The following is a 26,996-nucleotide window of genomic DNA, read 5'->3' as shown; positions in this document are numbered from 1 at the left end:
GCGCCGCCCGCACCGGCGCGGCACGCGTCAGTGGTCGCTCAGCCGCCCGCTGATCCACTGGAGCGTCGCCGGGATCTCCCGCCGCCACGTGTTGAAGTTGTGGCCGCCGCTGTCGAGGATGATCGACGAGATCCTGGTGAGCCTTTTGGATTTCACGAGGTCTATGAAGTCCAGCGTGGCCTTGTAGTTGGCTTCGCCCTCCTTGCTGCTGGTGACGAGGAGCGAGGTGTCCGGCGCGGGCCTGTTCCTCAGATACCAGCGCAGGTCGGCGCTGTCGCGCAGGACCTTGTCGCCGTGGAAGAGGTCTCCGGTCGTGCGGTCGGTCGGCGCCTTGTAGTACGGCGACAAGCCGGCGCCCGCCGCGTACGTCCCGGGGTGGTGGACGGCGAGTTTCAGCGCGCAGTACCCGCCCGTCGAGTCGCCGATGACGCCCCAGTTCCGGGGACTCTTGCCCACCCGGTAATGGTCCGACACGGCCTCGGGAAGGTCCTTGGCGAAGAAGGACTCGGTCTGCGGGCCGCCGGGGACGTCCACGCACTCGGTGTCCCGCGGGGGAGCGACGGTCGGCCGCAGCATCACCAGGATCATCGGCTGGCTCCTGCCCTCCCTGACCAAACGATTCGCCGTCTGCGGGAAGTGCAGGCCCTTGATGAGCGCCCGGGCGGTGCCGGGGTAGCCGGTCAGCACCGTGACGGCCGGGAACGTGCGGGTGCGGTACCGCGGCTGGAAGTACTCCGGCGGCAGGTAGACGTACGCCGGCGTGGCGATACGGGTCGTACGGCCGACGATGTCGATCTTCTGGATCTGGCCGCCGGTCCCAGGCCTGGCCCCGCCCGAGACGATCACCGGCTCGGTGTCCACGACCTGGAGGGGACCGCCGCCCGGACCGGCCGCGCCGTTGTGGTCGACGACCACGCCCTCGCCCTTCTCACGGCCGAGGAGGTCCGCCCAGCTGGCATAGAACCCGAACGCCTGGTTGACGCCCAGTCCGACCGAGGCGAACAGCAGCACCTGCGTGGCCAGCAGCAGCCCGATCCGTCCGCTGACGGACCACCAGGTACGTCTGGCGAGCCGCGGCCACCACCACACCGTGCCGACGAAAAGCAGCACGGCGAGCACGACCACCAATGCCAGCACCTTGTTGCTCGTGAGACCCATGGGCTGCTCCGCCTGCGCTTTCCGTCCGGGTCCGCCCCACGCGTCGGCGAGTTCTTGCCCTGGACTTTCCTTGCCTTTTGAACCGGCTTTCCGGAAGGGAGTGAACCTGTCCCCTCAAGACACCGTCCTAGAGGGCGCAATGTCGCCGGATGCCTGAATGGCACCGGATTCAAGGTCTCTCGCGGAACCACGGGATGCGATGTCTGTCAGGATAGATGGGGAATTGTCGGGTGGGGTTCCAGGCCGGTCGGGCCGGACGCGGCGCGTACTGCGCGGTCCGAGCGCGGAGGCCGTTCCCACCCTGGTCGCCAGGGCCTGCACGCTCGTAGGTCTCCTGGACATCGCCGGGGGCGTCTTCCCGCGCTTCCGTCACAGCCGTATGCACGCCCTGGCCGAGGTGCTGCCCGGCTCGTTCGGGCCGTTCGCCGCGGCGCTCTCGCTCAGCGTCGGCGTGCTCCTGCTGCTGCTCGCCCACGGGCTGCGGCGCCGCAAGCGCAGGGCGTGGCGCGCCGCGGTCCTGCTGCTGCCCGCGGGTGCCGCCGCGCAGTTCGCGTACCGCCACTCGGTGATCGGCGTCGTCCTCTCGGTCGCGCTGCTCGCACCGCTGCTGCGGCACCGCGACGAGTTCGCCGCGCTGCCCGATCCGCGCAGCCGCTGGCGCGCGCTCGCCAACTTCGTCCTCATGGGCGCCGGTTCCCTCGTCCTCGGGCTCGTCATCGTCAGCGTCCACGAGGACCGCATGATCGGCGATCCGAGCCTGGCCGACCGCATCAGTCACGTCCTGTACGGCCTGATCGGCTTCGAGGGCCCCGTCGACTACGCGGGACCCACGTCCTGGACCGTCGCCTTCTCCCTCGGCGCCCTCGGCTGGCTCACCGCCGTCACCACCATCTACCTCGCCTTCCGGCCCGAACACCCCGCCGCCCGCCTCACGGAGGACGACGAGGCCCGGCTGCGCGTCCTCCTGGACAAGCACGGTGGCCGCGACTCCCTCGGCCACTTCGCGCTCCGCCGCGACAAGGCGGTCGTCTTCTCGCCCAGCGGCAAGGCCGCGGTCACCTACCGGGTCGTCTCCGGGGTGATGCTCGCCAGCGGTGACCCCATCGGCGACGTGGAGGCCTGGCCCGGCGCGATCGAGCGCTTCATGGACGAGGCCAGGGCGCACTCCTGGACGCCCGCCGTCATGGGCTGCTCCGAGACGGGCGGCGAGGTGTGGACCCGCGAGACCGGCCTCGACGCCCTCGAACTCGGCGACGAGGCGGTGGTGGACGTCGCGGATTTCTCCCTGTCCGGGCGCGCGATGCGCAACGTGCGCCAGATGGTCAAGCGCATCGAACGCGCCGGCTACGAGACCCGGGTACGGCGCATCCGTGACCTCGGTGAGGGCGAGCTGGAGCGGATACGGCGCGCGGCGGAGGACTGGCGCGGCACCGACACCGAGCGCGGCTTCTCCATGGCGCTCGGCCGCATCGGCGACCCGTCCGACGGCGACTGTCTGATCGCCACGGCGCACAAGGCCGACGATCCGCCCGGCCCGTACGGCGACCTGAAGGCCGTCCTGCACTTCGTCCCGTGGGGCCCGGACGGCGTGTCTCTCGACCTCATGCGCCGTGACCGCGCGGCCGACCCCGGCATGAACGAACTGCTCATCGTGGCGGCGCTCCAGGCGGCCCCCCGCCTCGGCATCGACCGGGTCTCGCTCAACTTCGCGATGTTCCGCGCGGCACTCGCGCGCGGCGAGAAGATCGGCGCGGGACCCGTGCTGCGCGCCTGGCGCGGACTGCTCGTGTTCCTGTCCCGCTGGTTCCAGATCGAGTCGCTGTACAAGTTCAACGCCAAGTTCCGGCCGCGCTGGGAGCCGCGCTTCGTGGTCTACGCCGCCTCCCGCGACCTCCCCCGCATCGGCCTCGCCGCCATGCAGGCCGAGGGCTTCGTGAACCTGGCCCTGCCCCGGGTGCTGCGCCGCCGCGCACCGGCCCCGCGTCCCTGCGCCCACGCGGCGGCGGAGCGGGGGGTCAGGGCGGCGTAGCCGGGAGCGCCCCCGCGGGCCCCGAACCGGGAACGCCCGGCTGCCCGGGCAGGAGGCCGGACGACCGGGGGCGGACGGCCCGAGGGGGGCGGACGGCCCGAAGCAGTCGGTGCCGCGTCCGCGCTGCCGGGACCTTCGCGGCCGGCGGGCCCGGTCCGCGGGCGGGCCCGGTCCGCGGGCGGGTGCCGCCGCCGCCCGGCTCCCCCCGGGAAGGGCCCGGCGGGCGGTCCGGGGGGCCGTCGGAAGCCGGTGGGGCGGCCCGCGGCGTACGGGGGCCGTGCCCTCGCGCCGGGGCCCGCGGAACGCCGGGACCCGTCAACGGGCGATGAGGGCTCGCCCATGGGGCCTAGGCTGGACGTATGAGTATCGAGCGCGGGCGCGGCCGAGTCGCGGGACTGCCGACGTGGGACCGCTGCGCGGTCATGGGGGTCGTGAACGTCACCCCCGATTCCTTCTCCGACGGCGGCCGCTGGTTCGACACGACGGCCGCGGTCAAGCACGGACTCGGCCTGGTCGCCGAGGGTGCCGACCTCGTGGACGTGGGCGGCGAGTCCACCCGCCCCGGAGCCACCCGCGTGGACGAGGCCGAGGAACTCAAGCGCGTCATCCCGGTCGTCCGCGGCCTCGCCTCCGAAGGCGTCACCGTCTCCGTGGACACCATGCGCGCCTCCGTGGCCGAACAGTCCCTCGCCGCGGGCGCCGCCCTCGTCAACGACGTCAGCGGCGGTCTCGCCGACCCCGCGATGATCCCGGCCGTGGCCGCCGCGGGCGCGCCCTTCGTGGTCATGCACTGGCGCGGCTTCCTGGCCGGCGGGAACGTCCGGGGGACGTACGAGAACGTGGTCGCGGAAGTCCTCGACGAGCTCCACGCGCGCGTGGAGGCCGTCCTGGAGGGCGGCATCGCCCCCGACCGCGTCGTCGTCGACCCCGGGCTCGGCTTCTCCAAGGACCCGGAGCACGACCTGGCTCTCCTGGCCCACCTCGACCGCCTCCGTACCCTCGGCCACCCCCTGCTGGTCGCCGCCTCCCGCAAGCGTTTCCTCGGCCGGGTCCTGGCCGGCCCCGAAGGCGCGCCGCCACCCGCGCGCGAACGCGACGCCGCCACCGCCGCCGTCTCGGCGATAGCCGCCCAGCAGGGCGCCTGGGCGGTCCGCGTGCACGAGGTACGGGCCACGGCCGACGCCGTACGGGTCGCCCGCGCCGTCGAGGGCGCCCGAACCGACGGGGCGACGGGAACCGCCGGCGGTCCGGCCGCAGAGGGAGCCCGGTGAGCACACCGCGGACCGACGTCGAGCAGGTCGAACTCGCCAACACGGCGTACTACGAGGCGATGGAACGGGGTGACTTCGAGGAGCTGTCCTCGCTGTGGCTGGTCCCCCTGGACACCTCCGACGACGACTTCGAGGGCGAGGGCGCGGTCGTGTCCTGCGTCCACCCCGGCTGGCCCGTCCTGAACGGCCGCGGCGAGGTGCTCCGCTCGTACGCGCTGATCATGGCGAACACGGAGTACATCCAGTTCTTCCTCACCGACGTGCGCGTCAGCGTGTCCGGCGACACGGCCCTGGTGACCTGCACCGAGAACATCCTCAGCGGCGGCCCCGCCCCCGACGGCGGCGACGAGCTGGGCCCGCTCGTCGGCCAGCTGGTCGTCGCCACGAACGTGTTCCGCCGTACCGCCGACGGCTGGAAGCTCTGGTCCCACCACGCCTCCCCCGTGCTGGCCGAGTCCGGCGAGGAGGAGGACGAGGACACCGCCGGCTGAGCGGGCGCACGGCTCCCCGGGAAGCGGGGGGAGCAAGGGGAGCAAAAGGTGATTGGAACCGCCGGTCCTGGGTAGGGGCGGCGCTATCGGCCCGTGAGCCGCCGCGTTCCCCGGGGGGAACATCCGGTGAAGTCTCGTGGCCTTCACCGGGACGCCCGTCCCCGCGGGCGAGCGTTGTCGGCGCCCGCAGGTAGATTCGTTCGAGGCCGGTGCGCCGACCGCACCCGGCGCATGACGGCCTTCACCGACGATTGCAGGAGTGATTCGCGTGGATCGTGTCGCGCTGCGCGGCCTCAAGGCCCGCGGGCACCACGGCGTCTTCCAGAAGGAGCGCGAGGAGGGCCAGACCTTCATCGTGGACCTGACGCTGGGCCTGGACACCCGGCCGGCCGCGGCCGACGACGACCTGGCGAAGACCGTGCACTACGGCATCGTGGCGGAAGAGGTCGTCGCCGTGGTCGAGGGCGAGCCGGTCGACCTCATCGAGACGCTCGCCGAGCGCATCGCCCAGACGTGTCTCAAGCACGACGGGGTCCAGGAGGTCGAGGTCTGCGTCCACAAACCGGACGCGCCCATCACGGTCCCCTTCGACGACGTGACCGTCACGATCATCCGGAGCCGAGTATGACCACGTCCTTCACCGAGGACCACAGCGACCCGACCGTACAGCCGGTGCCCGCCTCCGTGGTCGAGCAGGTCGACGCCGCCGACACGACGCTGAGCAACCCCAAGCGCGCGGTGATCTCCCTCGGGTCGAACCTGGGCAACCGCATGGAGAACCTCCAGGGGGCCGTCGACGCCCTGGAGGACACCCCGGGCGTCCGGGTCAAGGCCGTCTCCCCCGTCTACGAGACCGAGCCGTGGGGCGTCGAACCGGGCAGCCAGCCCTCGTACTTCAACGCCGTCGTGGTGCTCAGGACCACCCTGCCGCCGTCCTCGCTCCTGGAGCGCGCCCACGCGGTCGAGGAGGCCTTCCACCGGGTGCGGGACGAGCGCTGGGGCCCGCGCACGATCGACGTGGACATCGTGGCGTACGCCGATGCCGTCTCCGACGACCCGGTGCTGACCCTCCCTCACCCGCGCGCCCACGAGCGGGCCTTCGTCCTCGCCCCCTGGTACGACGTGGACCCCGAGGCACAGCTCCCCGGCCACGGACCCGTCGCCCGGCTCCTCGACACCGTCACCCGTGATGGCGTCGTGGCCCGCGCCGACCTGGAACTCCGGCTGCCCGAGTAGTCGTTAAGGTCAAGACGACCACAGGCCGGCCCGGCACGGGCCCCGGCCGCAGGCGGGCTACCGAAGGGGCAACGTGAAAGAGCTGCGGATCAGGACACTGGCTGCCGTGTTCGTGGTGGCCGGAGTGCTGTCCTGGGCGGGCGCCCGCCTGTGGAACGCGGTGGGCACGCTGCCCCGGGTCCCGCTGGCCGCCCCCATCGTCCTCGCCCTGATCGCGATCGTCCTCCTCGCGACGGCCCTGTCGCTGCGCTCCCGCCTCAAGGCCCAGCGCGAGCGCCGCCCCGGCGCCAAGGGCGTCGACCCGCTGATGGCCGCCCGCGCGGTCGTCTTCGGTCAGGCGAGCGCCCTGGTGGCCGCCCTGGTGGCCGGGATGTACGGCGGCACCGGCGTCTTCCTCCTGGAGTCCCTGGAGGTTCCCGCCCGCCGGGACCAGGCCATCTACGCCGGCTTCTCGGTCCTCGCCGGAATCGGCGTGATAGCGGCCGCCTTCTTCATGGAGCGCGTCTGCAAGCTCCCGGAGGATGACGACGAACACCACGGCGGAACGGCCCCGGTGGCGTAGCCCCGGCACCGGGGCTACGGCCCCTGGGAGGCTAGCGGGCCATGATGAGGCTCATCGCCTCGTTGCGGGTCGCCGCGTCCCGCAGCTGGCCGCGCACCGCCGACGTGATGGTCTTCGCGCCGGGCTTGCGGATGCCGCGCATGGACATGCACATGTGCTCGCACTCGATGACCACGATCACACCGCGCGGCTCCAGGATCTCCATCAGGGAGTCGGCGATCTGGGTCGTCAGCCGCTCCTGGACCTGAGGACGCCGGGCGTAGACGTCGACGAGACGCGCCAGCTTGGACAGGCCGGTGATCTTGCCGCTGGTGGACGGGATGTAGCCGACGTGCGCGACACCCCTGAACGGGACCAGGTGGTGTTCACACGTGCTGAAGACCTCGATGTCCTTCACCAGGACCATCTCGTCGTGGCCCAGGTCGAACGTCGTCGTCAGCACGTCCTCGGGCTGCTGCCGCAGGCCCGCGAATATCTCCTTGTACGCCCTCGCGACCCGGGCCGGCGTCTCCCGCAGGCCCTCGCGGTCCGGGTCCTCGCCGACCGCGAGCAGGAGTTCCCGTACGGCGTTCTCGGCGCGCTTCTCGTCGAACTCGCCGATCGCGGCCTCGCCGTCCAGCGTCACGGGGTCGGTCATCTGGTCCTCGTTCCTGTGGAGCCTGCGCGTGCCTCGACGCGTCCAAAAGGTGCGGGCACACGAAAATGCCGCGCCCCCCAGGCTAGAACCTGGGGGGCGCGGCATCCATTCCGGGCCTGGTGAGGCCGCCCGGAGCCGAGCGGACTCAGCTGTCGGTGCGGTCCTCGGGGGCCGTCTCCGTGGCCGGGACGGACTCCGTCGCGGTGGCGATGGAAGCCGTCGAGCCGTTCGCCCCGTTCGTCAGCGACAGCTCCTTGGGGGAGAGCACCGGCGGGCGGGTGGACGGGGTGCGGCGGGAGGAGCCGGTCCACGCGGGGCGGGCCGGGCGCTTCACGATGGGAGCGAAGATCTCGGCGATCTGCTCCTTGCTCAGCGTCTCCTTCTCCAGCAGCTGGAGCACGAGCTGGTCGAGGACGTCGCGGTTCTCGACCAGGATCTCCCAGGCCTCGTTGTGCGCGTTCTCGATGAGCTTCTTGACCTCTTCGTCGACGAGCGCGGCGACCTCTTCCGAGTAGTCGCGCGGGTGCGACATCTCCCGGCCCAGGAAGGGCTCGGTGTTGTCGCCGCCGAACTTGATCGCGCCGAGACGCTCGGTCATGCCGTACTGCGTGACCATCGCGCGAGCGGTGGCCGTGGCCTTCTCGATGTCGTTCGCGGCACCGGTGGTCGGGTCGTGGAAGACGAGCTCCTCGGCCGCGCGGCCGCCCAGCATGTACGCGAGCTGGTCCAGCATCTCGTTGCGCGTGGTGGAGTACTTGTCCTCGTCCGGCAGGACCATCGTGTAGCCGAGGGCACGGCCGCGCGACAGGATCGTGATCTTGTGGACCGGGTCGGAGTTCGGGGAAGCCGCCGCGACCAGGGCGTGTCCGCCCTCGTGGTACGCGGTGATCTTCTTCTCCTTGTCCGACATGATCCGGGTCCGCTTCTGCGGGCCCGCGACCACACGGTCGATCGCCTCGTCCAGCATGCCGTTGTCGATCAGCTTCTGGTTGCTGCGCGCCGTGAGGAGCGCCGCTTCGTTCAGCACGTTCGCCAGGTCGGCACCGGTGAAGCCGGGGGTCCGGCGGGCCACCGCGGACAGGTCGACGTTCGGAGCGACCGGCTTGCCCTTCTGGTGGACCTTGAGGATCTCCAGACGGCCCTGCATGTCCGGACGGTCGACCGCGATCTGGCGGTCGAAGCGGCCGGGGCGCAGGAGGGCCGGGTCGAGGATGTCGGGCCGGTTCGTGGCGGCGATCAGGATGACGCCGCCCTTCACGTCGAAGCCGTCCATCTCGACGAGCAGCTGGTTGAGGGTCTGCTCGCGCTCGTCGTGACCGCCGCCGAGGCCGGCGCCGCGGTGACGGCCGACCGCGTCGATCTCGTCGACGAAGACGATCGCCGGAGCGTTCGCCTTGGCCTGCTCGAAGAGGTCACGGACCCGGGAGGCACCGACACCGACGAACATCTCGACGAAGTCGGAACCGGAGATCGAGTAGAAGGGGACGCCGGCCTCGCCCGCGACGGCGCGCGCGAGGAGCGTCTTGCCCGTACCGGGAGGCCCGTACAGCAGGACGCCCTTGGGGATCTTCGCGCCGACGGCCTGGAACTTCGCCGGCTCCTGGAGGAACTCCTTGATCTCCTGGAGCTCCTCGACGGCCTCGTCCGAGCCCGCGACATCGGCGAACGTCGTCTTCGGGGTGTCCTTGGTGATGAGCTTCGCCTTGGACTTGCCGAAGTTCATGACCCGGGAGCCGCCGCCCTGCATCTGGTTCATCAGGAACAGGAACACGACGACGATGAGGACGAAGGGAAGCAGGGACAGCAGGATGCCCACGAAGGGGTTCTGCTTGGACGGGGAGACGGTGTAGCCGTCCGGGATCTGCTTGTTCTGGTACTTGTCCTGCAGTGTGTTGGCGAGGGCCACGCCCTGGTCGCCGATGTAGCTCGCCTGGATCTTCGAGCTGCCCTCGACCTTCTCGCCGTCCTTCAGCGAGACCTTGATGACCTGCTCGTCGCCAGTGGTGATCTTGGCCGACTCGACCTGGTTGTCGTTGATCGCCTTGACGACCTGGCCGGTGTCCACCGTCTTGTAGCCGCCGGACGAACCGACGACCTGCATCAACACGACCACGGCAAGGACGGCCAGCACGATCCACATGACCGGCCCACGGAAGTATCGCTTCACGTCCATCCATACGGAGCGGTGCCGCCCCGTCCCTCCTGCCATAGTGAGTTTGATAAAGACTGTTCTTCGGACGGTACCCCAGCATTGTCACCCGAAGCCGCAGGGGACTGCTGGCAATCCCGTCCACGCATGCTCCAACGGCGGGAAACCCGCTGGGGTTCCCGATCGTCCTACAAGGGCTGAGCCGCCCTCAGGAAGGGGACGGTCAGCCGCCGTAGACGTGAGGCGCGAGCGTACCGACGAACGGAAGGTTGCGGTACTTCTCGGCGTAGTCCAGGCCGTACCCGACGACGAACTCGTTCGGGATGTCGAAGCCGACCCACTCCACGTCGATCGCGACCTTGGCCGCGTCCGGCTTGCGCAGCAGCGTGCACACCTTGAGCGAGGCGGGCTCGCGGGAGCCGAGGTTGGAGATCAGCCAGGACAGCGTCAGCCCGGAGTCGATGATGTCCTCGACGATCAGGACGTGCTTGCCCTTGATGTCGGTGTCCAGGTCCTTGAGGATCCGCACCACGCCGGAGGACTGGGTGCCCGCGCCGTACGACGACACGGCCATCCAGTCCATGGTGACGGGGGTGGACAGCGCACGCGCGAGGTCCGCCATGACCATCACGGCACCCTTGAGCACTCCGACGATCAGCAGGTCCTTGCCCGCGTACTCCGCGTCGATCTTCGCGGCCAGCTCGGCCAGCTTCGCGTCGATCTCTTCCTTGGTGATGAGCACCGACTTGAGGTCGGTGCCCATGTCTTTCGCGTCCACCCGCATCACTTTCGGTCGTCCGTCCCACTTTTTTGGGCTCGTCACCTACAGGGCGCCATGTAACCGGCGATGCTCCCCTTCGGCTCACCCGCGCGGCCGTTCGGACCGCCCGCGACCCGAGTGAAGGGGTCCCGGAGAGCCGCGTGAGCGGCCCCGGTGCAGGGTCCGGTTTTCAGCCTTGCCGAATCACCAGTCTGCCACCCTGGCGCTGGGCGACGACTTTGCCCGGGAGGTTGATGGCCCCCTGGCCTCGCCATCCGGTGATCAGCCGGTCGATCTCCTCGATGTGCCGGGCGAACAGGGAACCGGCCGGAGCGCCCGCCTCGATGGCCGCGCGGCGCAGGATCCGGCGGCGTACGGCGGGCGGCAGGGCGTAGAGCTTGGCGCACTCCAGGAGGCCCGAGGCGTCGCGCACGGACGCCTCCGCCTGGCTGGCCCACGCGTCGAGGGCGTCGGCGTCGTCCCGGGAGAGCTGGGCCGTACGGGCGAGAGCCTCGACGACTCCTTTGCCGAGGGCCTTCTCGAGGGCGGGCAGGCCCTCGTGGCGGAGCCGGGAGCGGGTGTAGGCCGGATCGGCGTTGTGCGGGTCGTCCCAGACGGGCAGCGACTGGACCATGCACGCCTTGCGGGCGGTCTGCCGGTCCAGGTGGAGGAAGGGGCGGCGGTAGCGGCCGTCGGCCCCCGAGACCGCGGCCATTCCGGACAGCGAACGGATGCCGGAGCCGCGGGCGAGGCCGAGCAGGACCGTCTCGGCCTGGTCGTCGCGGGTGTGGCCGAGGAGGATCGCGGTGGCGCCGTGGCGCTCGGCGGCGGAGTCCAGGGCGGCGTACCGGGCGTCGCGGGCGGCGGCCTCGGGGCCTCCGTCGCGGCCGACGGTGACGGCGATCGACTCGGCCGGGGAGAGCCCGAGCTCGGTGAGGCGCAGCACGACTTCGTCGGCGCGCAGGTCGGAGCCGGGCTGCAGACCGTGGTCGACGGTGATGCCACCGGCGCGGATGCCGAGTTTGGGGGCTTCGAAGGCGAGGGCGGAGGCGAGCGCCATGGAGTCGGCGCCGCCGGAGCAGGCGACGAGCACGAGCGGCGCCTGGGGGGCGTCCTCGTCCGGCCGGGGCCGGGAGCCCGCGCGGTCCTGGTCGTGCGGGGTCCGGGCGGGCGCGGCGAGGCTGCGCCGTGTTCCGGGGGCGGGGACGCGTTCCGCGTCGGGCGCGCAGGGGCGCGCGGCACCGCGTGCGGGTGTGCGCGGGGTGTCGTGGGCGGGCGATTGTTCGGTCAGGATGTCGTGGAGTACGCGGCGGACCGCCAGGCGTATCGCCGCGACCGCAGGATGGGGACCCATGTCCGGTTCCCTTCATGAAGTTTTCGGGGGGTTAGCCCGGGGATCTGTCACTCAGAGTGTGTAGATGGTGACAGAACCGGGGCGTTCCCCGAGCATTGCACGCCTACCCATGCTCCACGGTCCCTCGGACGGGTGATAGCAGGAGCGTTTGCCTGCCGTCGGCCGGATTCGTTTCACAACCGTCCCGCGGGGTTCACGACTCCGGCTTGCGGTGCACCCGCGCGACCCAGTCCGCCGGTTTGGCGATCTCCGCCTTGGTCGGGAGCGTGTTCGGAGAGGTCCACACCCGGTTGAAGCCGTCCATGCCGACCTCGTCGACGACCGCCCGCACGAACCGCTCGCCGTCCCTGTACTGCCTGAGCTTGGCGTCCAGGCCCAGCAGTTTGCGCAGCGCCATGTCGAGGCGGGAGGCGCCCTTGGCGCGGCGCTGCTGGAACTTCTCGCGGATCTCGGCGACGGAGGGGACCACGGCCGGGCCGACACCGTCCATGACGAAGTCGGCGTGCCCCTCCAGGAGGGACATCACGGCGGTGAGCCGGCCGAGGATCTCCCGCTGGGCGGGCGTCTGCACGATTTCCACGAGGGAACGTCCGCCGTCGTCCTCCTCGGTGTCCGGGCGGGAGCCGGAGAGCGACTGCGCGGCCTCCCTGATGCGCTCCAGGACGGTCATGGGGTCGACCTCGGTCTCCGCCAAGAACGACTGGATTTCGCCCTCCAGGTGGTCGCGCAGCCAGGGCACGGCCGAGAACTGGGTGCGGTGCGTCTCCTCGTGGAGGCACACCCACAGGCGGAAGTCGTGGGGCTGGACGTCGAGTTCGCGCTCCACGTGCACGATGTTCGGGGCGACCAGCAGGAGCCTGCCGCCGCCCTTGCCGGAGGCGGAGGGCGCCCCCGCGGGAAGGTCACGGGTCGCGGGGGCGAACGTCTCGTACTGCCCCAGGACCCTCGACGACAGGAACGACAGCAGCATGCCCAGCTCGACGCCGGTGACCTTGCCGCCGACGGCGCCGAGGACGGCTCCGCCCGGACTGCTCCCGCGCCGTTCCTGCATCTTGTCCAGAAGGGGCTTGAGGATCTCCCGGAACCCGGCGACGTTCGCCCGGACCCAGCCGGGGCGGTCGACGACGAGGACGGGGGTGTCGTGGACGACATCCTCACCCATACGGGTGAAGCCCCGGACGTGTTCCTCCGAGGCCTTGGCGTGCCGGCGCAGCTCCGCGACGATGGCCCTCGCCTCGTCGCGGCTCACCTCCGGGCCCGGCCGCACGAGCCGGGTCGCGGTCGCCACCGCGAGATTCCAGTCGACCATCCCAGGAGATGCAGCACCACCGATGCTCGTCATGCGTCAACCGTACGTGAGCGGGTCCTGCCGCGGTTAGGGTCCGGCGCCGCGTACACCCCGGCCGGGAGGCGGGTGGTGCGGGTGGTTCTCACGGGCCGGGAGGGTCCGGGTTCCGCGTGCGGCTACCGGCAGCCGCACGCCACCAGGGCCGTCGCCGTGTGGTCCAGCGCCCCCCTCGCCAGATCGGCGTCGGGCGGGTTGGCGGCGTCCGAGGTCAGGAAGGCGAAGGCCAGCAGGCGGCCGTCCTTGTCGACGACGGTGCCGGCGAGGGTGTTGACCCCGGTCAGGGTGCCGGTCTTGGCGCGGACGACCCCGGTGGCGGTGGGGGCGTCGGTGTAACGGGAGCTGAGGGTGCCGGTGAAGCCGGCGACGGGCAGGCCCGTGAGGACCGGACGCAGTTCGGGGTGGGCCGGGTCGCCGGCCTTGGCCAGCAGGGCGGTGAGCAGGTCGGCGGAGAGCCGGTCGGCTCGGTTCAGACCGCTGCCGTCCGCGAACCGCGCCCCGTCCAGCGGGAGTCCGAGCTTCTTCAGCTCGGCGAGGATCGCCTTCGCGTCCCCGTCGAAGCTGGGTTCCTCTCCCGCGGCGAGGGCGACCTGGCGGGCCAGGGCCTCGGCGATGTCGTTGTCACTGTTGGTCAGCATCCGCTCGACCAGGACGGACAGCGGCGGTGAGGAGACGGAGGCGAGGGCCTGGGAACGGCCCGTAGCCTTCGAGGGGCCGGGAGCCGTCGCGGTGATGCCGTGGTCGTGGAGCAGGTCCGCGAACTTGCCGGCGGCGTCCGCCGCCGGGTCGGCGGCCCGCCCGGCCGGCCCGCTCGTCGAGCGGTCGAGGCGCCCCTCGTCGGCCATCAGGGGGGTGACCTTCGCGATGTTGTCGTTGACCCCCATGGGGTGAAGACCGGGGCCGGAGTAGAGCGAGGTGTCGTAGGAGAGCGTCACGTGGTCCATGTGACGGGCCTTCAGGGCGGTGGCCGTCCGGTCGGCGAGGGTGTCCAGGTCCGCCCAGCCGTCCGCGGGCTTGCGGGCGGTCAGCGTCGGGTCGCCGCCGCCGACGAGCACGACCTCCTTGGTGTCGGGCTCCAGGACCGTGCGCGTCCGGATGCGGTGGTCGGGGCCCCGCGCCGCGAGGGCGGCGACCGCGGTCGCGATCTTCGTGGTGGAGGCGGGTGTCTGGACCTGCTCGGCGCCCTTGCCGTAGAGCCGCTCGCCGGTCGCCACGTCGACCACGACGGCGGTGCGCACCGAGCCGAGGACGGGGTTGGCCAGCAGCGGGTCGAGGACGTCGGCGAGGGCCTTGCCGGCGGGCACGGGCACGGTGCCCGCCGGGCCGCCGAGCCCGGTGAGCACGGAGTCGGCGCTGGGGGCGGGCCGGGGTGACGTCCGGTGCGTACCGGACGTACGTGCGTGATGTGTACCACCCTCGGGCGTCCGCGATGCGGCCCAGTCCCGCTCGGCCGTACGCTGGCCGGTGGAGTCCCAGGGACCGGCCACGGTCACCGCTCCGGCCGCGAGCGCCAGGCCGACGGTGGCGGAGACGGCTGTGAGCTGCGATGTCGTCAACCGCACGGCACGCGGCCGCACGGCACGGGTGATCCGCACCACATGCGGTTTCACCGTCCGCGCGACCCGCACCACATGCGGTCTCGCGGCCCGCCAAGCCCTCAGCTCTGGCACGACCACCAGCCCCTTTCGCGATCACCCACCTGCGTGAGGGACACTTAATCACCCGAACTATGTGCTGATCATGGAGGAGCCACCGGTGGAGTTCGACGTCACGATCGAGATTCCGAAGGGTTCACGGAACAAGTACGAGGTGGACCACGAGACCGGTCGGATCCGTCTGGACCGTCGACTCTTCACCTCGACCAGCTACCCGGCCGACTACGGCTTCGTCGAGAACACCCTCGGCGAGGACGGCGACCCGCTGGACGCCCTGGTCATCCTGGACGAGCCGACCTTCCCGGGCTGCCTCATCCAGTGCCGCGCGATCGGCATGTTCCGCATGACGGACGAGGCCGGCGGCGACGACAAGCTGCTGTGCGTCCCGGCGCACGACCCGCGCGTGGAGCACCTGCGCGACATCCACCACGTGTCGGAGTTCGACCGCCTGGAGATCCAGCACTTCTTCGAGGTCTACAAGGACCTGGAGCCGGGCAAGTCCGTCGAGGGCGCCGACTGGGTCGGCCGCGCGGACGCCGAGGCCGAGATCGAGCGTTCCTACAAGCGCTTCAAGGACCAGGGCGGTCACTGACCTCCCCGCGGGCGGTCACCGACCTCCCGCCCTTTTCCGAACGGGCCGCGTGCTCCCCAGGGGGCCACGCGGCCCGTTCGTGTGTCCGTACGCATACTGAGGCATACGGAAGGCAAGAAGGAGAACCACACAGGAGCGAAAGGCGAGGCTGGAGTTGGTGGCGGACCCGGAAGCGGAAGACCGCAAGCCGCACTCGGACGAGGCGAGGAGCGCCTTCAGCCCGCCCACGGGGGTGACGCCGCCGGGCCGGGCGGCGGCCGACGAGGACTCGTCGACGACCTCGGAGTTCGCTCTCCCCCAGGGCCTCGAGGCGCCGCAGTCCGCCGGGCCGGAGCAGGAGGGCTCGGCGTTCAGCACGCCGCACACCTACAGCGCCCGGAACGCGCCTCCCGCCTTCACCCCGGCGACCGGCATCCCCCTGGTCAGCCTGACCAAGGACGCGCCCTGGCAGGACCGCATGCGCACGATGCTGCGGATGCCGGTGACCGAGCGGCCCGCGCCCGAGCCGGTACACAAGGAGGACGAGTCGGGGCCCGCCGTCCCGCGCGTCCTCGACCTGACCCTGCGCATCGGCGAGCTGCTGCTCGCGGGCGGCGAGGGCGCCGAGGACGTGGAGACGGCGATGCTCGCCGTCTGCCGCGCCTACGGGCTCGACCGCTGCGAGCCGAACGTCACCTTCACCCTGCTGTCGATCTCGCACCAGCCGTCCCTCGTGGACGACCCGGTGACGGCGTCACGGACCGTCCGCCGCCGGGGCACCGACTACACGCGCCTGGCGGCCGTCTACCGGCTCGTCGACGACCTGAGCGACCCGGAGACCTCGATCCACCTGGAGGAGGCCTACAGGCGGCTCGCGGAGATACGGCGCAACCGGCACCCGTACCCCGGCTGGGTGCTGACCGCCTCCGGCGGACTGCTGGCCGGCGCGGCCTCCGTGCTCGTCGGCGGTGACGCGATCGTGTTCGTCGCCGCCGCGCTCGGCGCGATGCTCGGCGACCGGCTCGCGTGGCTGTGCGCGGGACGCGGACTGCCGGAGTTCTACCAGTTCACGGCGGCCGCGATGCCGCCCGCCGCGATAGGGGTCGCGCTCACGGTGGCGCACGTCGACGTGAAGGCGTCCGCCGTGATCACCGGTGGGCTCTTCGCGCTGCTCCCGGGGCGGGCGCTCGTCGCCGGGGTGCAGGACGGCCTGACCGGCTTCTACATCACCGCGTCCGCGCGACTGCTCGAAGTCATGTACCTCTTCGTGGGCATCGTCGTCGGCGTCCTGGTGGTGCTCTACTTCGGGGTGAAGCTGGGCGCGCAGCTCAACCCGGACGCGGCCCTCAGCATCTCCGAGCGGCCGCTGCTCCAGATCGCCGCGTCGATGGCGCTGTCGCTCACCTTCGCGGTCCTGCTCCAGCAGGAACGTTCCACGGTCCTCGCCGTGACCCTCAACGGGGGCGTGGCCTGGTCGGTGTACGGGGCGATGCACTACGCGGGCGGGATCTCGCCGGTGGCCTCCACGGCCGTCGCCGCGGGCCTGGTGGGGCTCTTCGGGCAGCTGCTCTCGCGCTACCGGTTCGCCTCCGCGCTGCCGTACACGACGGCCGCGATCGGGCCCCTGCTGCCCGGTTCGGCGACCTACTTCGGGCTGCTGTCGATCGCCCAGAACAACGTCGACAAGGGCCTGGTGTCGCTCACCAAGGCCGCGGCCCTCGCCATGGCCATCGCGATCGGGGTGAACCTGGGTTCGGAGATCTCACGGCTGTTCCTGCGCCTGCCGGGCGGCTCCGCCGCCGGGCGGCGGGCCGCCAAGCGGACACGCGGGTTCTGAGACCCGGGCCCGAAGACCGGGCCCGGGGAGGACCGGGCCCGGGAGGACCGGGCGGCCGGCTCAGCTCTGCGCGGGGCCCTGGCCGTAGGGGTACTGCTCGGCGCCGTACTCACGCCGGGGGTGGCCCTGGGGGTGCTGCCGGTCCTGCTGCCGGGGGTCGCGCCGCGGCTGGGCCTGGCCCTGGTCGTAGCCCTGCTGGTACCCCTGGTCGTACTGCTGCTGGTCGTAGCCGTAGCCCTGGTCCGAGCCGTACGGCTGCTGGTACTGCTGCTGCGGCTGCTGGTACTGCTGCTGGGGCGGGTAGGCGTCGCCCTGGTGACCGTAGCCCTGGCCCTGGTCCCCGTAGGACCGGCCCTGGCCGTGGTCGCCGTACGGCTGTCCGTGGCCCTGGTTCGCGTACGGCCGGCCCTGGTTCTGGTTCCCGTACGACTGGCCGTGACCGCCCTGGTCCCCGTACGACTGGCCGTGACCGCCCTGGTTCGCGTACGGCTGGCCGTGGCCCTGGTCGCCGTAGGACCGGTCGCGGTCCTGACGGCCGTACGACGCGTCCCGGCCCTCGTGGACCGGCGGCACGCGCAGCGGCCTGGTGGCGTCGTCCATGACCGGCGTGGCGGGACGGGCCCGGAAGTCGGGGAAGTCCGGGAAGTCCTGGGACGCGTCCGGCCCGTCGGACTCGTGGGACTCCTGGGGCGGGTTCTTCTTGGCCTGGGAGCGGGCGCGCAGGAACTCGATCATGATCGGGACCACCGAGACGAGCACGATGAGGATCAGGATCAGCTCGATGTGCTTGTTGACGAACTCGATCTTGCCGAGCCAGGAGCCGAGCAGCGTGACGCCCGCGCCCCACAGGACGCCACCGATGATGTTGAAGGTGAGGAAGGGGCGGTACCTCATGCCGCTGACGCCCGCGATGATCGGCGTGAACGTGCGCACGATGGGCACGAAGCGGGCCAGCACCAGGGACTTGGGGCCGTACTTCTCGAAGAACTCGTTGGCCTTGACCACGTTCTCCTGCTTGAACAGGCGGGAGTCCGGGCGGGTGAAGAGCGAGGGGCCGACCTTCTTGCCGAAGAGGTAGCCCGCCTGGTCGCCGAGGACGGCGGCGAGACAGATCAGCGGGATCGCCGCCCACAGCGGGAAGTCCATGGCGCCCGTGGCGATCAGCAGACCGCAGGTGAACAGCAGCGAGTCGCCCGGCAGGAAGAAGCCGATGAGCAGGCCGGACTCGGCGAAGACCACCAGCAGCAGGCCCCATATGCCGAAGTTGTCCAGGAGCGTGTTCGGATCCAGCCAGCTGGGACCGAGGGCGAGCGTCATCACGGGTCCGGGCTCCTGAGGGGGTGAAGGGAGGTACGGCGGTCCTTGTACGGCCGACCAAAGCTATCAACGCGGTGTGCCGACGCCAGGTTCCACCCGTGCCTCCAGGATGCACTGTGCGACGACTGGGACAAAGCTGTGGGCCATGGGCATCGATGAATACGGAGGCGGCCAGGGTCCGCACGCGGACGTCCTGGTCGTGACGACGAACGACGTTCCCGGCCATCGCGTCGAGCAGGTCATCGGCGAGGTCTTCGGCCTCACGGTGCGCTCGCGCCATCTGGGCAGCCAGATCGGCGCGGGCCTGAAGTCGATGATCGGCGGTGAGCTCAAGGGGCTCACGAAGACGCTGGTGGAGACCCGCAACCAGGCCATGGAGCGGCTCGTCGACCAGGCACGCGCGCGTGGTGCCAACGGCGTGCTCATGTTCCGCTTCGACGTGTCGGAGGCGGCGGACGTGGGCACGGAGGTGTGCGCCTACGGCACGGCGGTCGTCCTGGTGAAGGAGTAGGCCCCGCCGACGGGGCCCTCGGTCCGGCCTCCCCGGAACGCCGGGCGGCGTTCGCCGTGATCGCGTCCCTCAGGTGCTCGGCCAGCCCCGGCCGCATGGAGTCGTAGAACTCCTTGAACCGTTCGTCGGCGACGTACATGTCGCCGAGTCCCCTGTGGATCTCGTACGTGCAGGTGTAGAACCACTTGGTGATGTGCTGCCGGTGCTCCTCGGCCATGTCCATGGCCCGCTCGCCGTCCGGCCGCTCCCCGGCCTCCATCAGGGCGTCGTACCGTTCGCCCCAGGAGGCCACCTCGGCCTTCATGCGCTTCCAGTCGTCCTTGGTGTAGCGGGCCGTGCGGCGCTGCGACTCGGCGTACGTGTCCGTGCCGCCCCAGCGGCGTTCGGCCTCCTCCGCGTGCTCCTCGGGGTCCTTGTCCCCGAAGACCTCGAACTTCTCCTCGGGCGTGAGGTTGATGCCCATCGTGCGTGCCTCCATGGCGTGCTCCACGGCCGCGGCCATCTTCTGCAGCTTCTCGATCCGGGCGGTCAGCAGCTCGTGCTGGCGGCGCAGGTGCGCGCGCGGGTCCGCTTCCGGGTCGTCGAGCAGGGCGGCGACCTCGTCGAGCGGGAAGCCGAGCTCCCGGTAGAACAGGATCTGCTGCAGCCGGTCGAGGTCGGCGTCGCCGTAGCGCCGGTGACCCGCGTGGCTGCGTTCGCCGGGCGCGAGCAGACCGATCTCGTCGTAGTGGTGCAGCGTGCGCACCGTGACCCCGGCGAACCCGGCGACCTGGCCCACTGAGTAGCTCACTTCCGCTCCTTCCTCGGTACGCCCTTCACGATGAGCCCTGACGTGACGTGAGGTGCAAGCCCGGAGCCCCGGGGCCGCTCCGGCGGCGCCGCTCGGGATGTTATGTCCGAATGGCGCGCTTAATGTGAGCCCGTGACCCATGAAGCGGCTCCCCCGGGACCGGCCACCGCCCGGGCGACACCCGCTCGGACGCTGCTGCCGCTGTTCCTCCCCGCCGTGGTCGTGGGCGCGGTCGCGAGCCTTCTGTACGTGGGCGTGAGCAGGCTCGCCGACCAGCTCAAGGACGTGCTGTGGACGGACCTGCCGGACGCGCTCGGCATCGGCGGGTACTCCTCGCTCTGGATGATCGTCATGCTCACCACCACCGGCATCCTGGTCGGCCTGGTGGTGTGGAAGGCGCCGGGGCACGCGGGCCCCGATCCGGCCACCCTGGGGCTCCAGGCGAAGCCGATGGCCCCCTACGTCCTGCCCGGGCTGCTGGTGGCGACCGTGCTGATGCTGGCGGGCGGTCCGAGCCTCGGTCCCGAGAACCCGATCATCGCCACCAACGTCGCGCTGGCCTTCTGGGCGGGACGCCGGTTCGCGCCCAGGGCGCCCGGCGAGCTGTGGGTGGTCCTGGCCGAGGCGGGGACGATCGGCGCCCTGTTCGGTACGCCGGTCGCGGCGGCGCTGGTCGTCTCCGAGGCGCTAGCCGGGCGGCAGATGAGGGGTCTGCTGTGGGACAACCTCTTCGGGCCGCTGACAGCCGCCGCGGTGGGCTCGATCGTCACGTCGCTGCTGGGGCACCCGAGTTTCGACCTGGGTCTGCCCCCGCTCGGCAGTCCCGGCTGGGCCGATGTCCTGGCCGCGGTGGTGATCGCCTCCGCCGCGGCGGTGCTCGGCATGGCCGGTGTCCGCGCCCTCCCCTACGTCCACAAGGCGTTCGCCCTCCTGCGTCATCCGATGGCGGCCCTGCCCGTCGGCGGGCTCGTCCTCGGCCTGCTGGGCTGCCTGGGCGGGCCGCTGACGCTGTTCAAGGGCCTGGACCAGGTCGCCGAGATCGCCCGGCACCCGGACAACTGGTCGGCGGGCCGGTTCGCCCTGATGGCCGTGGTGAAGCTGGCCGCGCTGGTCGTCGCCACGTGCTGCGGGTTCCGGGGCGGCCGGATCTTCCCCTCCGTCTTCGTGGGTGCCTCGTTCGGTCTGTGCGCCCACGCCCTGGTGTCGTCGGTCCCGCCGTCGCTGGCACTGGCCGCGGGAGTTCTCGGCACGCTCCTGGCGATCACCCGGCAGGGCTGGGTGAGCCTGTTCACGGCCGCCGTCCTGGTCAGCTCGCCGACGATCATCGCCCTGCTCTGCATCGCCTCCCTGCCGGCCTGGCTGCTGGTGACCGGACGGCCGCAGATGCAACTGCACGAGGACGGGAGCTCCGTCCGGTGAACCGCCGAGGCACCCTCGTCCGATGAACAAATGGGACACCCGTCCCGCCGAACCGTTGGGAGAAAGCCCATGCCGCTCCACCAGGGCCAGCAGAAGCCCGATGCCCACTCGCACCGCGTCAACCCCTTCTACGGCGAGGCCAACCCGGTCAGCGGCATGATCGAGGCTCCGCCCAAGCACCGTCTCCCGGACGGTCCGCTGCCGCCGACGATCGCGGCCCAGCTCGTCCACGACGAGCTCATGCTGGACGGGAACTCCCGGCTGAACCTGGCCACCTTCGTCACCACCTGGATGGAACCGCAGGCGGGCCTCCTGATGGCGGAGTGCCGGGACAAGAACATGATCGACAAGGACGAGTACCCCCGGACGGCCGAACTGGAGCGGCGCTGTGTGTCGATGCTCGCCGACCTGTGGAACGCGCCGGACCCGTCGGCCGCGGTGGGCTGTTCCACGACCGGGTCGAGCGAGGCCTGCATGCTCGCCGGCATGGCGTTGAAGCGGCGCTGGGCCAAGCGCAACGCGGACCGCTACCCCGGCGCCCGGCCGAACCTGATCATGGGCGTGAACGTCCAGGTGTGCTGGGAGAAGTTCTGCAACTTCTGGGAGGTCGAGGCCCGCCAGATCCCCATGGAGGGCGACCGGTTCCACCTCGACCCCGAGGCGGCGGCCGAGCTGTGCGACGAGAACACGATCGGCGTCGTCGGCATCCTGGGATCCACCTTCGACGGATCCTACGAACCGATCCAGGAACTGTGCGCGGCGCTGGACCGGCTCCAGGAGCGCACGGGACTCGACATCCCGGTCCACGTCGACGGCGCGTCCGGCGCGATGGTCGCGCCCTTCATCGACGAGGACCTGGTCTGGGACTTCCGGCTGCCCAGGGTGTCGTCGATCAACACCTCCGGCCACAAGTACGGCCTGGTCTACCCGGGCGTCGGCTGGGCGCTGTGGCGGACGGCGGAGGAACTGCCGGAGGAACTGGTCTTCCGGGTGAACTACCTGGGCGGCGACATGCCGACCTTCGCGCTCAACTTCTCCCGCCCCGGGGCCCAGGTCGTCGCGCAGTACTACACGTTCCTGCGGCTGGGCCGGGAGGGCTACCGCGCCGTGCAGCAGACGACCAGGGACGTGGCACGCGCGCTCGCCGAACGCGTCGACTGCATGGGCGACTTCCGGCTCATCACCCGGGGCGACGAACTGCCGGTGTTCGCCTTCACGACGGCGCCCGAGGTGACCACGTACGACGTGTTCGACGTGTCCCGGAGAATGCGCGAGAGCGGCTGGCTGCTACCCGCGTACACCTTCCCCGAGAACCGCGAGGACCTGTCCGTGCTGCGCGTGGTCTGCCGCAACGGCTTCTCGTCCGACCTCGCCGACCTCTTCGTCGAGGACCTGACCCGGCTGCTGCCCGAACTACGCCGCCAGCCGCATCCGTTGACCCACGACAAGGAGGCGGCCACGAGCTTCCACCACTGACCGCCCCCGCCCGGGAACCGGGCGGCCCGGGGCCGGAGCGCCCCGGGCCGCCGGAGCGGTCCCGCTCCGCGGCGCTCCGTCGGTTCAGCGGCTCAGGCAGGCGAACCGCTGTACCGCCGGCGGGAAGAAGACCGCGAGCGGGGCCGGCGGCCACCGAGGTCCAACTTTCCAGACTGGTCAACTCATCGAAAGTGAGGAGACGGATCGCTGACACGGCGTCCGGCCCAGGGGTGGTGCCGTCAGCCCCAGGAGGAGCCCTGCTCCTGCGCGACCAGTTCGAAGGCCGTCTTCCCGTCCAGGGACTCGCGGATGATGTCGGCGTGCCCGGCGTGCCGGGCCGTCTCGCGGATCAGGTGGAGGGCCAGCCAGCGCATCGAGACGCGGCCCTCGGGCGGGAACCAGGGGTCCGGCGGAAGCGCGAAGGTGTCGTCCAGGCTCGGCACCGAGCGCAGGAAGGCCTCCGTCTCGGCGGCGACCTTCTCCCAGTACGCGAGCTGCGAGGCGACCGTCTCGCCGTCGGCGAGGACGAAGCACTCGTGCCAGTTCGACTCGTCCCGGGCGACGGCGGGCGGCTCGCCCTTGGCCCGCGCGATCCAGCCCTGCTCGACCTCCGCGACATGCTTGAGCAGTCCGGACAGGGAGAGCTCGCTGGCGCTCGGCCGGCTCGCGGCCTGCTCCTCGGTCAGTCCGAGCAGCGACCGGCGGATGCCGCCGCGCTGCTCCTCGATGAAGGCGAGCAGCGCCCCGCGCTCGTCGCCCTGCTCTTCCGCTCGCACGTGCGTGACCATGACCGGCCGCCTTTCGTGGGTCCTCCTGGCTGACACGGAAGACGCTACGGACCCTTGCGGTCAGGTTCTGTCCGCAAGGGTCCGGGCACGCTGAACGGTCACGCGAAGGCGTTCAGGAAGGCATCAGGTCCGGGAAGGGATCAAGCCCCAGGAGGGATCAGGCCTCGAAAGGGTTCAGAAGGGGAAGCGGCTCCGTCCGTGCTGCACCGAGATCCACTTGGTGGTGGTGAAGGAGTCGACCGTCGTCTCGCCGTTCAGGCGGCCGATGCCGGAGTGCTTCTCGCCGCCGAAGGGGACGAGGGGCTCGTCGTGGACGGTGCCGTCGTTGACGTGAAACATGCCGGTGTCGATCTGCTTGGCGAAGTTCACCCCGCGCTCGACGTCGGCCGTGTGGACGGCGCCCGAGAGGCCGTACGGGGTGTCGTTGACGATCTCGACCGCCTCCTCCTCCCCGTCGAACGGGACGAGGAAGACGACCGGGCCGAAGACCTCCTGGCGGAGCAGGTCCGAGCCGGCGGGGACGCCGGTCAGGACGGAGGGCTCGACCAGGTTGTCCGTGGCCGTGCCGTGCAGCAGGGCGGTCGCGCCCTCGGCGATCGCCTGCTCGACGACGCCCGACAGCGCGTCCGCCTGGGAGGAGTTGATGACTGGGCCGATGACCGTCTGCGGGTCCCTCGGGTCGCCGGTCTTGAGCGTCCTGACCTTGGCGACGAACTTCTCGGTGAACTCGGCCTGGACCGACCGGTCCACGAGGACACGGTTGGCGGCCATGCAGACCTGCCCCTGGTGCACGAAACGGCTGAAGACCGCCGCGTCGACCGCGTAGTCGATGTCCGCGTCGTCCAGGACCACCAGGGCGCTGTTGCCGCCCAGTTCGAGCACCGAGCGCTTGAAGTTCGCGGCGCAGACCGTGGCGACGTGCCGGCCGACCTTGTCGGAGCCGGTGAAGGAGATGACCTTCGGGACCGGGTGCTCGATGAAGGCGTCGCCGATCTCGGCGATGTCGGTGATGACGACGTTGAGGAGACCGCCGGGCAGACCCGCCTCCTCGAAGATCTTCGCGACCAGGGAGCCGCCGGCGATCGGGGTGTTCTGGTGCGGCTTGAGGACCACGCCGTTGCCGAGCGCGAGGGCCGGGGCGACGGACTTGACCGACAGCAGGAAGGGGAAGTTGAAGGGGCTGATGACACCGACGACGCCGACCGGGACGCGGTAGAGGCGGTTCTCCTTGCCGTCGACCGGCGAAGGGATGATCTTCCCCTCGGGACGCAGCGCCAGCTGGACCGACTCGCGCAGGAACTCCCGGACGAGGTGGAGCTCGAAGGCCGCCTTGAGGCGGGTGCCGCCGAGCTCGGCGATGATCACCTCGGTGATCTCCTCCTCGCGCTCGTCGATGACGGCGAGGGCCTTCTCGAAGACCGCGCGGCGCGCGTACGCGTTCGTCGCGCCCCACTTCTTCTGGGCGCGCTCGGCGGCGCGGTAGGCGTCATCGACCTCGTCGACCGTGGCTATCGTGATCGACGCCAGCTTCTCGCCGTCGTACGGGTTGAAATCGATGATGTCCCAGGAGCCCGTTCCCGGGCGCCACTCGCCGTCGATGTACTGCTGGGCCAGGTCGGTGAAGTAGGACGACATGTTCTCCCTCAATCCCTGTGCTGCCGAGGCAGTCCTTGGCCCGGGTCAGCAGACATCCGATCACGGTCTGATCACATGTCATCGTACTTGTGTTTCAAGGGAGTTGAGGGAGAGCAGAGAACTCCGCCGGCATTCTCAGGAGAGCTGGAGCAGTCCTCGCAGCAGATCGCGGCTCTCGTCCGGACCGAGGCTGTCCTGCTGCAGCTGCTTGAGCGCGCCCTCGTACTGGTTGACGTCCTCGCGCTTGTCCAGATAGAGCGCGCTGGTGAGCTGCTCCAGGTAGACGACGTCCGACAGGTCGGACTCGGAGAAGCTCAGGATGGTGAAGGAACCGCTCTCGCCGGAGTGGCCGCCGAAGCTGAACGGCATGACCTGAAGTCGTACGTTGGGCCGCTCGGAGACCTCGATCAGATGCTGGAGCTGTCCGCGCATCACCTCGCGGTCGCCGTACGGGCGGCGCAGCGCGGCCTCGTCGAGGACGATGTGGAACTCGGGGGCGTTCTCTGAGACCAGGTACTTCTGCCGCTCCAGGCGCAGGGCCACGCGCCGGTCGATGTCGGCGGCGGAGGCGCCCTTCATCCCGCGCCGGACGACGGCGTGCGCGTACGCCTCGGTCTGCAGCAGGCCGTGCACGAACTGCACCTCGTACACCCGGATCAGGTGGGCCGCGCCCTCCAGGCCGACGTAGGTGGGGAACCAGCTGGGCAGGACGTCGGAGTAACTGTGCCACCAGCCCGCGACGTTGGCCTCCTTGGCGAGCGAGACCAGGGACGCGCGCTCGGCCTCGTCGTTGATGCCGTAGAGCGTCAGCAGGTCCTCGACGTCGCGGGTCTTGAAGCTCACCCTTCCCAACTCCATACGGCTGATCTTCGATTCGGAGGCACGGATCGAGTAGCCGGCCGCTTCACGGGTGATACCGCGCGCCTCACGCAGGCGCCGCAGATGTGACCCCAGCAGCATGCGCCGCACCACCGAGCCGCTCGACTCACCAGCGCTCACGTTCGTCAGCCTCCCCAACCGTCTTCCAGACGCCGCAGTCTGCCACTAAAACACTTCAAGCAGTACTCGTTCAGTTACGGAAACGGAAAGCGGCCAAAGCCGGAGCGCAAAAAAGATCAGTGGATCGTCAACAACTGAGAATAAGGTGAAGGAAGAAATGAGCAAGAAGTAGCAGAGGAAGGTCCAATTCGGGCGCGTGCACGTGCATCTGCCCTTGCATCTGCTGTACGCATTCGGAACCATGGTCCCCGCGCCACCGCTGCATCGCAACGACCGCGAACACCCGGGAGTGCCTCGCATGGGGACGAATGGATCGACCATGCTCGAACCCTTACGGCAGGGACTTCCGCCTCTCGATCCCGCGGCCGTGTCCGGCGCAGCCTCGTGCGCCCTGCCCGCCCGCTACGAAGCGGTGCGCGAGGCCCGGCGGTTCACCCGCGGAACGCTGGACCAGTGGGAGATCGGCGACCGTTTCGACGACGTCTGCCTGGTGGTCTCCGAGCTCGTCACCAACGCCCTGCGGCACGCGCTGCCCTCGGACACCCCCCGCAAGGACGACGAGGGGCCGCCCGTGAGGCTGCACTTGATGAGGTGGACCTCGCGCCTGGTGTGCGCGGTGCGCGACCCCAGCCACGACAGTCCGGTCGCCGGCGACTCGGAGGACTTCGCGGCGGAGTCGGGACGCGGCCTCTTCCTGGTCGACTCGTTCTCGGACAGCTGGGGCTGGCACCCGCTCGCCGGAACGCTCAGCGGCAAGGTCGTGTGGGCGCTGTTCCGGCTGGGGCCACAGCCGGAGACGGCCGCGCTCTCCCCCGAATGACGAACCGCGGCGCCTTTTGGCGCCGCGGTTCTACGCGCGTTACGGAACGCAGGGTGAAGTTCACCCCTGATCGACACCGTTCGCCCCTCGGGCGGCTTTTCCCCGACCGGTCCTTCCGCGAGCGGTCCCGCGATTGACCTTTTCCCGACCGGCCGTTCCGCGGCCGGCCCATCCGTGACCGACCCT

General features: G+C 70.7%; 23 protein-coding genes and 1 pseudogene. 12 read left to right on the top strand and 12 right to left on the bottom strand.

Annotation, left to right across the window (positions count from 1 at the left end; translation table 11 throughout):
- Positions 1-27: 27 nt before the first annotated feature.
- Positions 28-1,158 carry an alpha/beta hydrolase gene (locus ACICHK_RS22140; RefSeq protein WP_406838258.1) on the bottom strand — a complete coding sequence of 377 codons (1,131 nt, stop codon included), beginning with the start codon at positions 1,156-1,158 and terminating at the stop codon, positions 28-30.
- A gap of 199 nt (positions 1,159-1,357) precedes the next feature.
- Between ACICHK_RS22140 and ACICHK_RS22135 the strand changes: the two genes are divergently transcribed.
- The 6 genes from ACICHK_RS22135 (at position 1,358) to ACICHK_RS22110 (ending at position 6,747) form a co-directional block, all read left to right on the top strand.
- Positions 1,358-3,187: a phosphatidylglycerol lysyltransferase domain-containing protein gene (locus ACICHK_RS22135; protein WP_406838257.1), complete on the top strand. Its 1,830-nt coding sequence runs from the start codon at positions 1,358-1,360 to the stop codon at positions 3,185-3,187.
- 359 nt (positions 3,188-3,546) lie between these two features.
- Positions 3,547-4,458 carry a dihydropteroate synthase gene (gene folP / locus ACICHK_RS22130; RefSeq protein ID WP_406838256.1) on the top strand — a complete coding sequence of 304 codons (912 nt, stop codon included), beginning with the start codon at positions 3,547-3,549 and terminating at the stop codon, positions 4,456-4,458.
- Complete coding sequence (locus tag ACICHK_RS22125) at positions 4,455-4,949, top strand: nuclear transport factor 2 family protein (RefSeq protein WP_151472552.1); 495 nt, start codon at positions 4,455-4,457, stop codon at positions 4,947-4,949. Before folP ends, ACICHK_RS22125 begins: the two co-directional genes overlap by 4 nt.
- Positions 4,950-5,217: 268 nt before the next feature.
- Positions 5,218-5,577 carry a dihydroneopterin aldolase gene (gene folB / locus ACICHK_RS22120; protein ID WP_037625942.1) on the top strand — a complete coding sequence of 120 codons (360 nt, stop codon included), beginning with the start codon at positions 5,218-5,220 and terminating at the stop codon, positions 5,575-5,577.
- Positions 5,574-6,185, top strand: a complete 612-nt coding sequence (gene folK, locus ACICHK_RS22115; RefSeq protein WP_151472551.1) for a 2-amino-4-hydroxy-6-hydroxymethyldihydropteridine diphosphokinase — start codon at positions 5,574-5,576, stop codon at positions 6,183-6,185. Before folB ends, folK begins: the two co-directional genes overlap by 4 nt.
- A gap of 73 nt (positions 6,186-6,258) precedes the next feature.
- A complete protein-coding gene (locus ACICHK_RS22110; RefSeq protein WP_151472550.1) occupies positions 6,259-6,747 on the top strand; it encodes a DUF3180 domain-containing protein in 489 nt (162 codons plus the stop codon).
- 31 nt (positions 6,748-6,778) lie between these two features.
- Here ACICHK_RS22110 and folE read toward each other — a convergent pair whose 3' ends face one another.
- From folE to dacB, 6 genes are all read right to left on the bottom strand, one after another.
- Positions 6,779-7,384, bottom strand: coding sequence for a GTP cyclohydrolase I FolE (gene folE / locus ACICHK_RS22105; protein WP_406838255.1), 606 nt, complete (start codon positions 7,382-7,384; stop codon positions 6,779-6,781).
- A 145-nt stretch (positions 7,385-7,529) separates the two neighbouring features.
- Entirely contained in the window at positions 7,530-9,557 is a 2,028-nt protein-coding gene (gene ftsH, locus ACICHK_RS22100) for an ATP-dependent zinc metalloprotease FtsH (RefSeq protein WP_151472562.1), read from the bottom strand.
- A gap of 199 nt (positions 9,558-9,756) precedes the next feature.
- Positions 9,757-10,317, bottom strand: coding sequence for a hypoxanthine phosphoribosyltransferase (gene hpt / locus ACICHK_RS22095; RefSeq protein ID WP_151472548.1), 561 nt, complete (start codon positions 10,315-10,317; stop codon positions 9,757-9,759).
- Positions 10,318-10,483: 166 nt separating this feature from the next.
- Positions 10,484-11,647, bottom strand: a complete 1,164-nt coding sequence (gene tilS / locus ACICHK_RS22090) for a tRNA lysidine(34) synthetase TilS (protein WP_406838254.1) — start codon at positions 11,645-11,647, stop codon at positions 10,484-10,486.
- A gap of 193 nt (positions 11,648-11,840) precedes the next feature.
- Positions 11,841-12,989 carry a zinc-dependent metalloprotease gene (locus ACICHK_RS22085; RefSeq protein WP_151472546.1) on the bottom strand — a complete coding sequence of 383 codons (1,149 nt, stop codon included), beginning with the start codon at positions 12,987-12,989 and terminating at the stop codon, positions 11,841-11,843.
- Between the two features lie 122 nt (positions 12,990-13,111).
- On the bottom strand, positions 13,112-14,668 hold the full coding sequence (gene dacB, locus ACICHK_RS22080; RefSeq protein WP_406838253.1) for a D-alanyl-D-alanine carboxypeptidase/D-alanyl-D-alanine-endopeptidase: 1,557 nt from the start codon (positions 14,666-14,668) through the stop codon (positions 13,112-13,114).
- Between the two features lie 79 nt (positions 14,669-14,747).
- Between dacB and ACICHK_RS22075 the strand changes: the two genes are divergently transcribed.
- Positions 14,748-15,239, top strand: a complete 492-nt coding sequence (locus ACICHK_RS22075) for an inorganic diphosphatase (RefSeq protein ID WP_037625961.1) — start codon at positions 14,748-14,750, stop codon at positions 15,237-15,239.
- A gap of 157 nt (positions 15,240-15,396) precedes the next feature.
- On the top strand, positions 15,397-17,055 hold the full coding sequence (locus tag ACICHK_RS22070; protein WP_406838252.1) for a threonine/serine exporter ThrE family protein: 1,659 nt from the start codon (positions 15,397-15,399) through the stop codon (positions 17,053-17,055).
- Positions 17,056-17,115: 60 nt separating this feature from the next.
- On the opposite strand, the gene ACICHK_RS22065 is transcribed toward ACICHK_RS22070, so the two are convergent.
- Positions 17,116-18,375 (bottom strand): DedA family protein, encoded by a 1,260-nt coding sequence (locus tag ACICHK_RS22065; protein WP_406838251.1) that lies wholly within the window; start codon positions 18,373-18,375, stop codon positions 17,116-17,118.
- 142 nt (positions 18,376-18,517) lie between these two features.
- On the opposite strand from ACICHK_RS22065, the gene ACICHK_RS22060 reads away from it, so the two are divergent.
- Complete coding sequence (locus ACICHK_RS22060; protein WP_151472542.1) at positions 18,518-18,883, top strand: YbjQ family protein; 366 nt, start codon at positions 18,518-18,520, stop codon at positions 18,881-18,883.
- Positions 18,884-18,917: 34 nt separating this feature from the next.
- Here the strand turns inward: ACICHK_RS22060 and ACICHK_RS22055 are convergent.
- Positions 18,918-19,673, bottom strand: a pseudogene (locus ACICHK_RS22055) (MerR family transcriptional regulator); the annotation flags it as partial.
- A gap of 132 nt (positions 19,674-19,805) precedes the next feature.
- Here ACICHK_RS22055 and ACICHK_RS22050 point away from each other — a divergent pair.
- Together ACICHK_RS22050 and ACICHK_RS22045 are read left to right on the top strand one after the other, a co-directional pair.
- Positions 19,806-21,092, top strand: a complete 1,287-nt coding sequence (locus ACICHK_RS22050) for an ion channel protein (protein WP_406838250.1) — start codon at positions 19,806-19,808, stop codon at positions 21,090-21,092.
- Positions 21,093-21,161: 69 nt separating this feature from the next.
- Entirely contained in the window at positions 21,162-22,568 is a 1,407-nt protein-coding gene (locus ACICHK_RS22045; RefSeq protein WP_151472539.1) for a glutamate decarboxylase, read from the top strand.
- Between the two features lie 239 nt (positions 22,569-22,807).
- On the opposite strand, the gene ACICHK_RS22040 is transcribed toward ACICHK_RS22045, so the two are convergent.
- The 3 genes from ACICHK_RS22040 to ACICHK_RS22030 form a co-directional block, all read right to left on the bottom strand.
- Positions 22,808-23,356: a DinB family protein gene (locus ACICHK_RS22040; protein WP_151472538.1), complete on the bottom strand. Its 549-nt coding sequence runs from the start codon at positions 23,354-23,356 to the stop codon at positions 22,808-22,810.
- Positions 23,357-23,530: 174 nt separating this feature from the next.
- Complete coding sequence (locus ACICHK_RS22035; RefSeq protein ID WP_151472537.1) at positions 23,531-24,991, bottom strand: aldehyde dehydrogenase family protein; 1,461 nt, start codon at positions 24,989-24,991, stop codon at positions 23,531-23,533.
- 135 nt (positions 24,992-25,126) lie between these two features.
- Positions 25,127-25,951, bottom strand: coding sequence for a helix-turn-helix domain-containing protein (locus tag ACICHK_RS22030; protein WP_406841285.1), 825 nt, complete (start codon positions 25,949-25,951; stop codon positions 25,127-25,129).
- Positions 25,952-26,288: 337 nt separating this feature from the next.
- On the opposite strand from ACICHK_RS22030, the gene ACICHK_RS22025 reads away from it, so the two are divergent.
- Positions 26,289-26,810 (top strand): ATP-binding protein, encoded by a 522-nt coding sequence (locus ACICHK_RS22025; protein ID WP_406838249.1) that lies wholly within the window; start codon positions 26,289-26,291, stop codon positions 26,808-26,810.
- The last annotated feature ends 186 nt before the right edge of the window (positions 26,811-26,996 follow it).

The sequence above is a fragment of the Streptomyces sp. AHU1 genome, assembly GCF_045343905.1.
Lineage (GTDB): Bacteria > Actinomycetota > Actinomycetes > Streptomycetales > Streptomycetaceae > Streptomyces > Streptomyces triticiradicis.
This window is presented reverse-complemented; position numbering and strand designations above follow the sequence as displayed.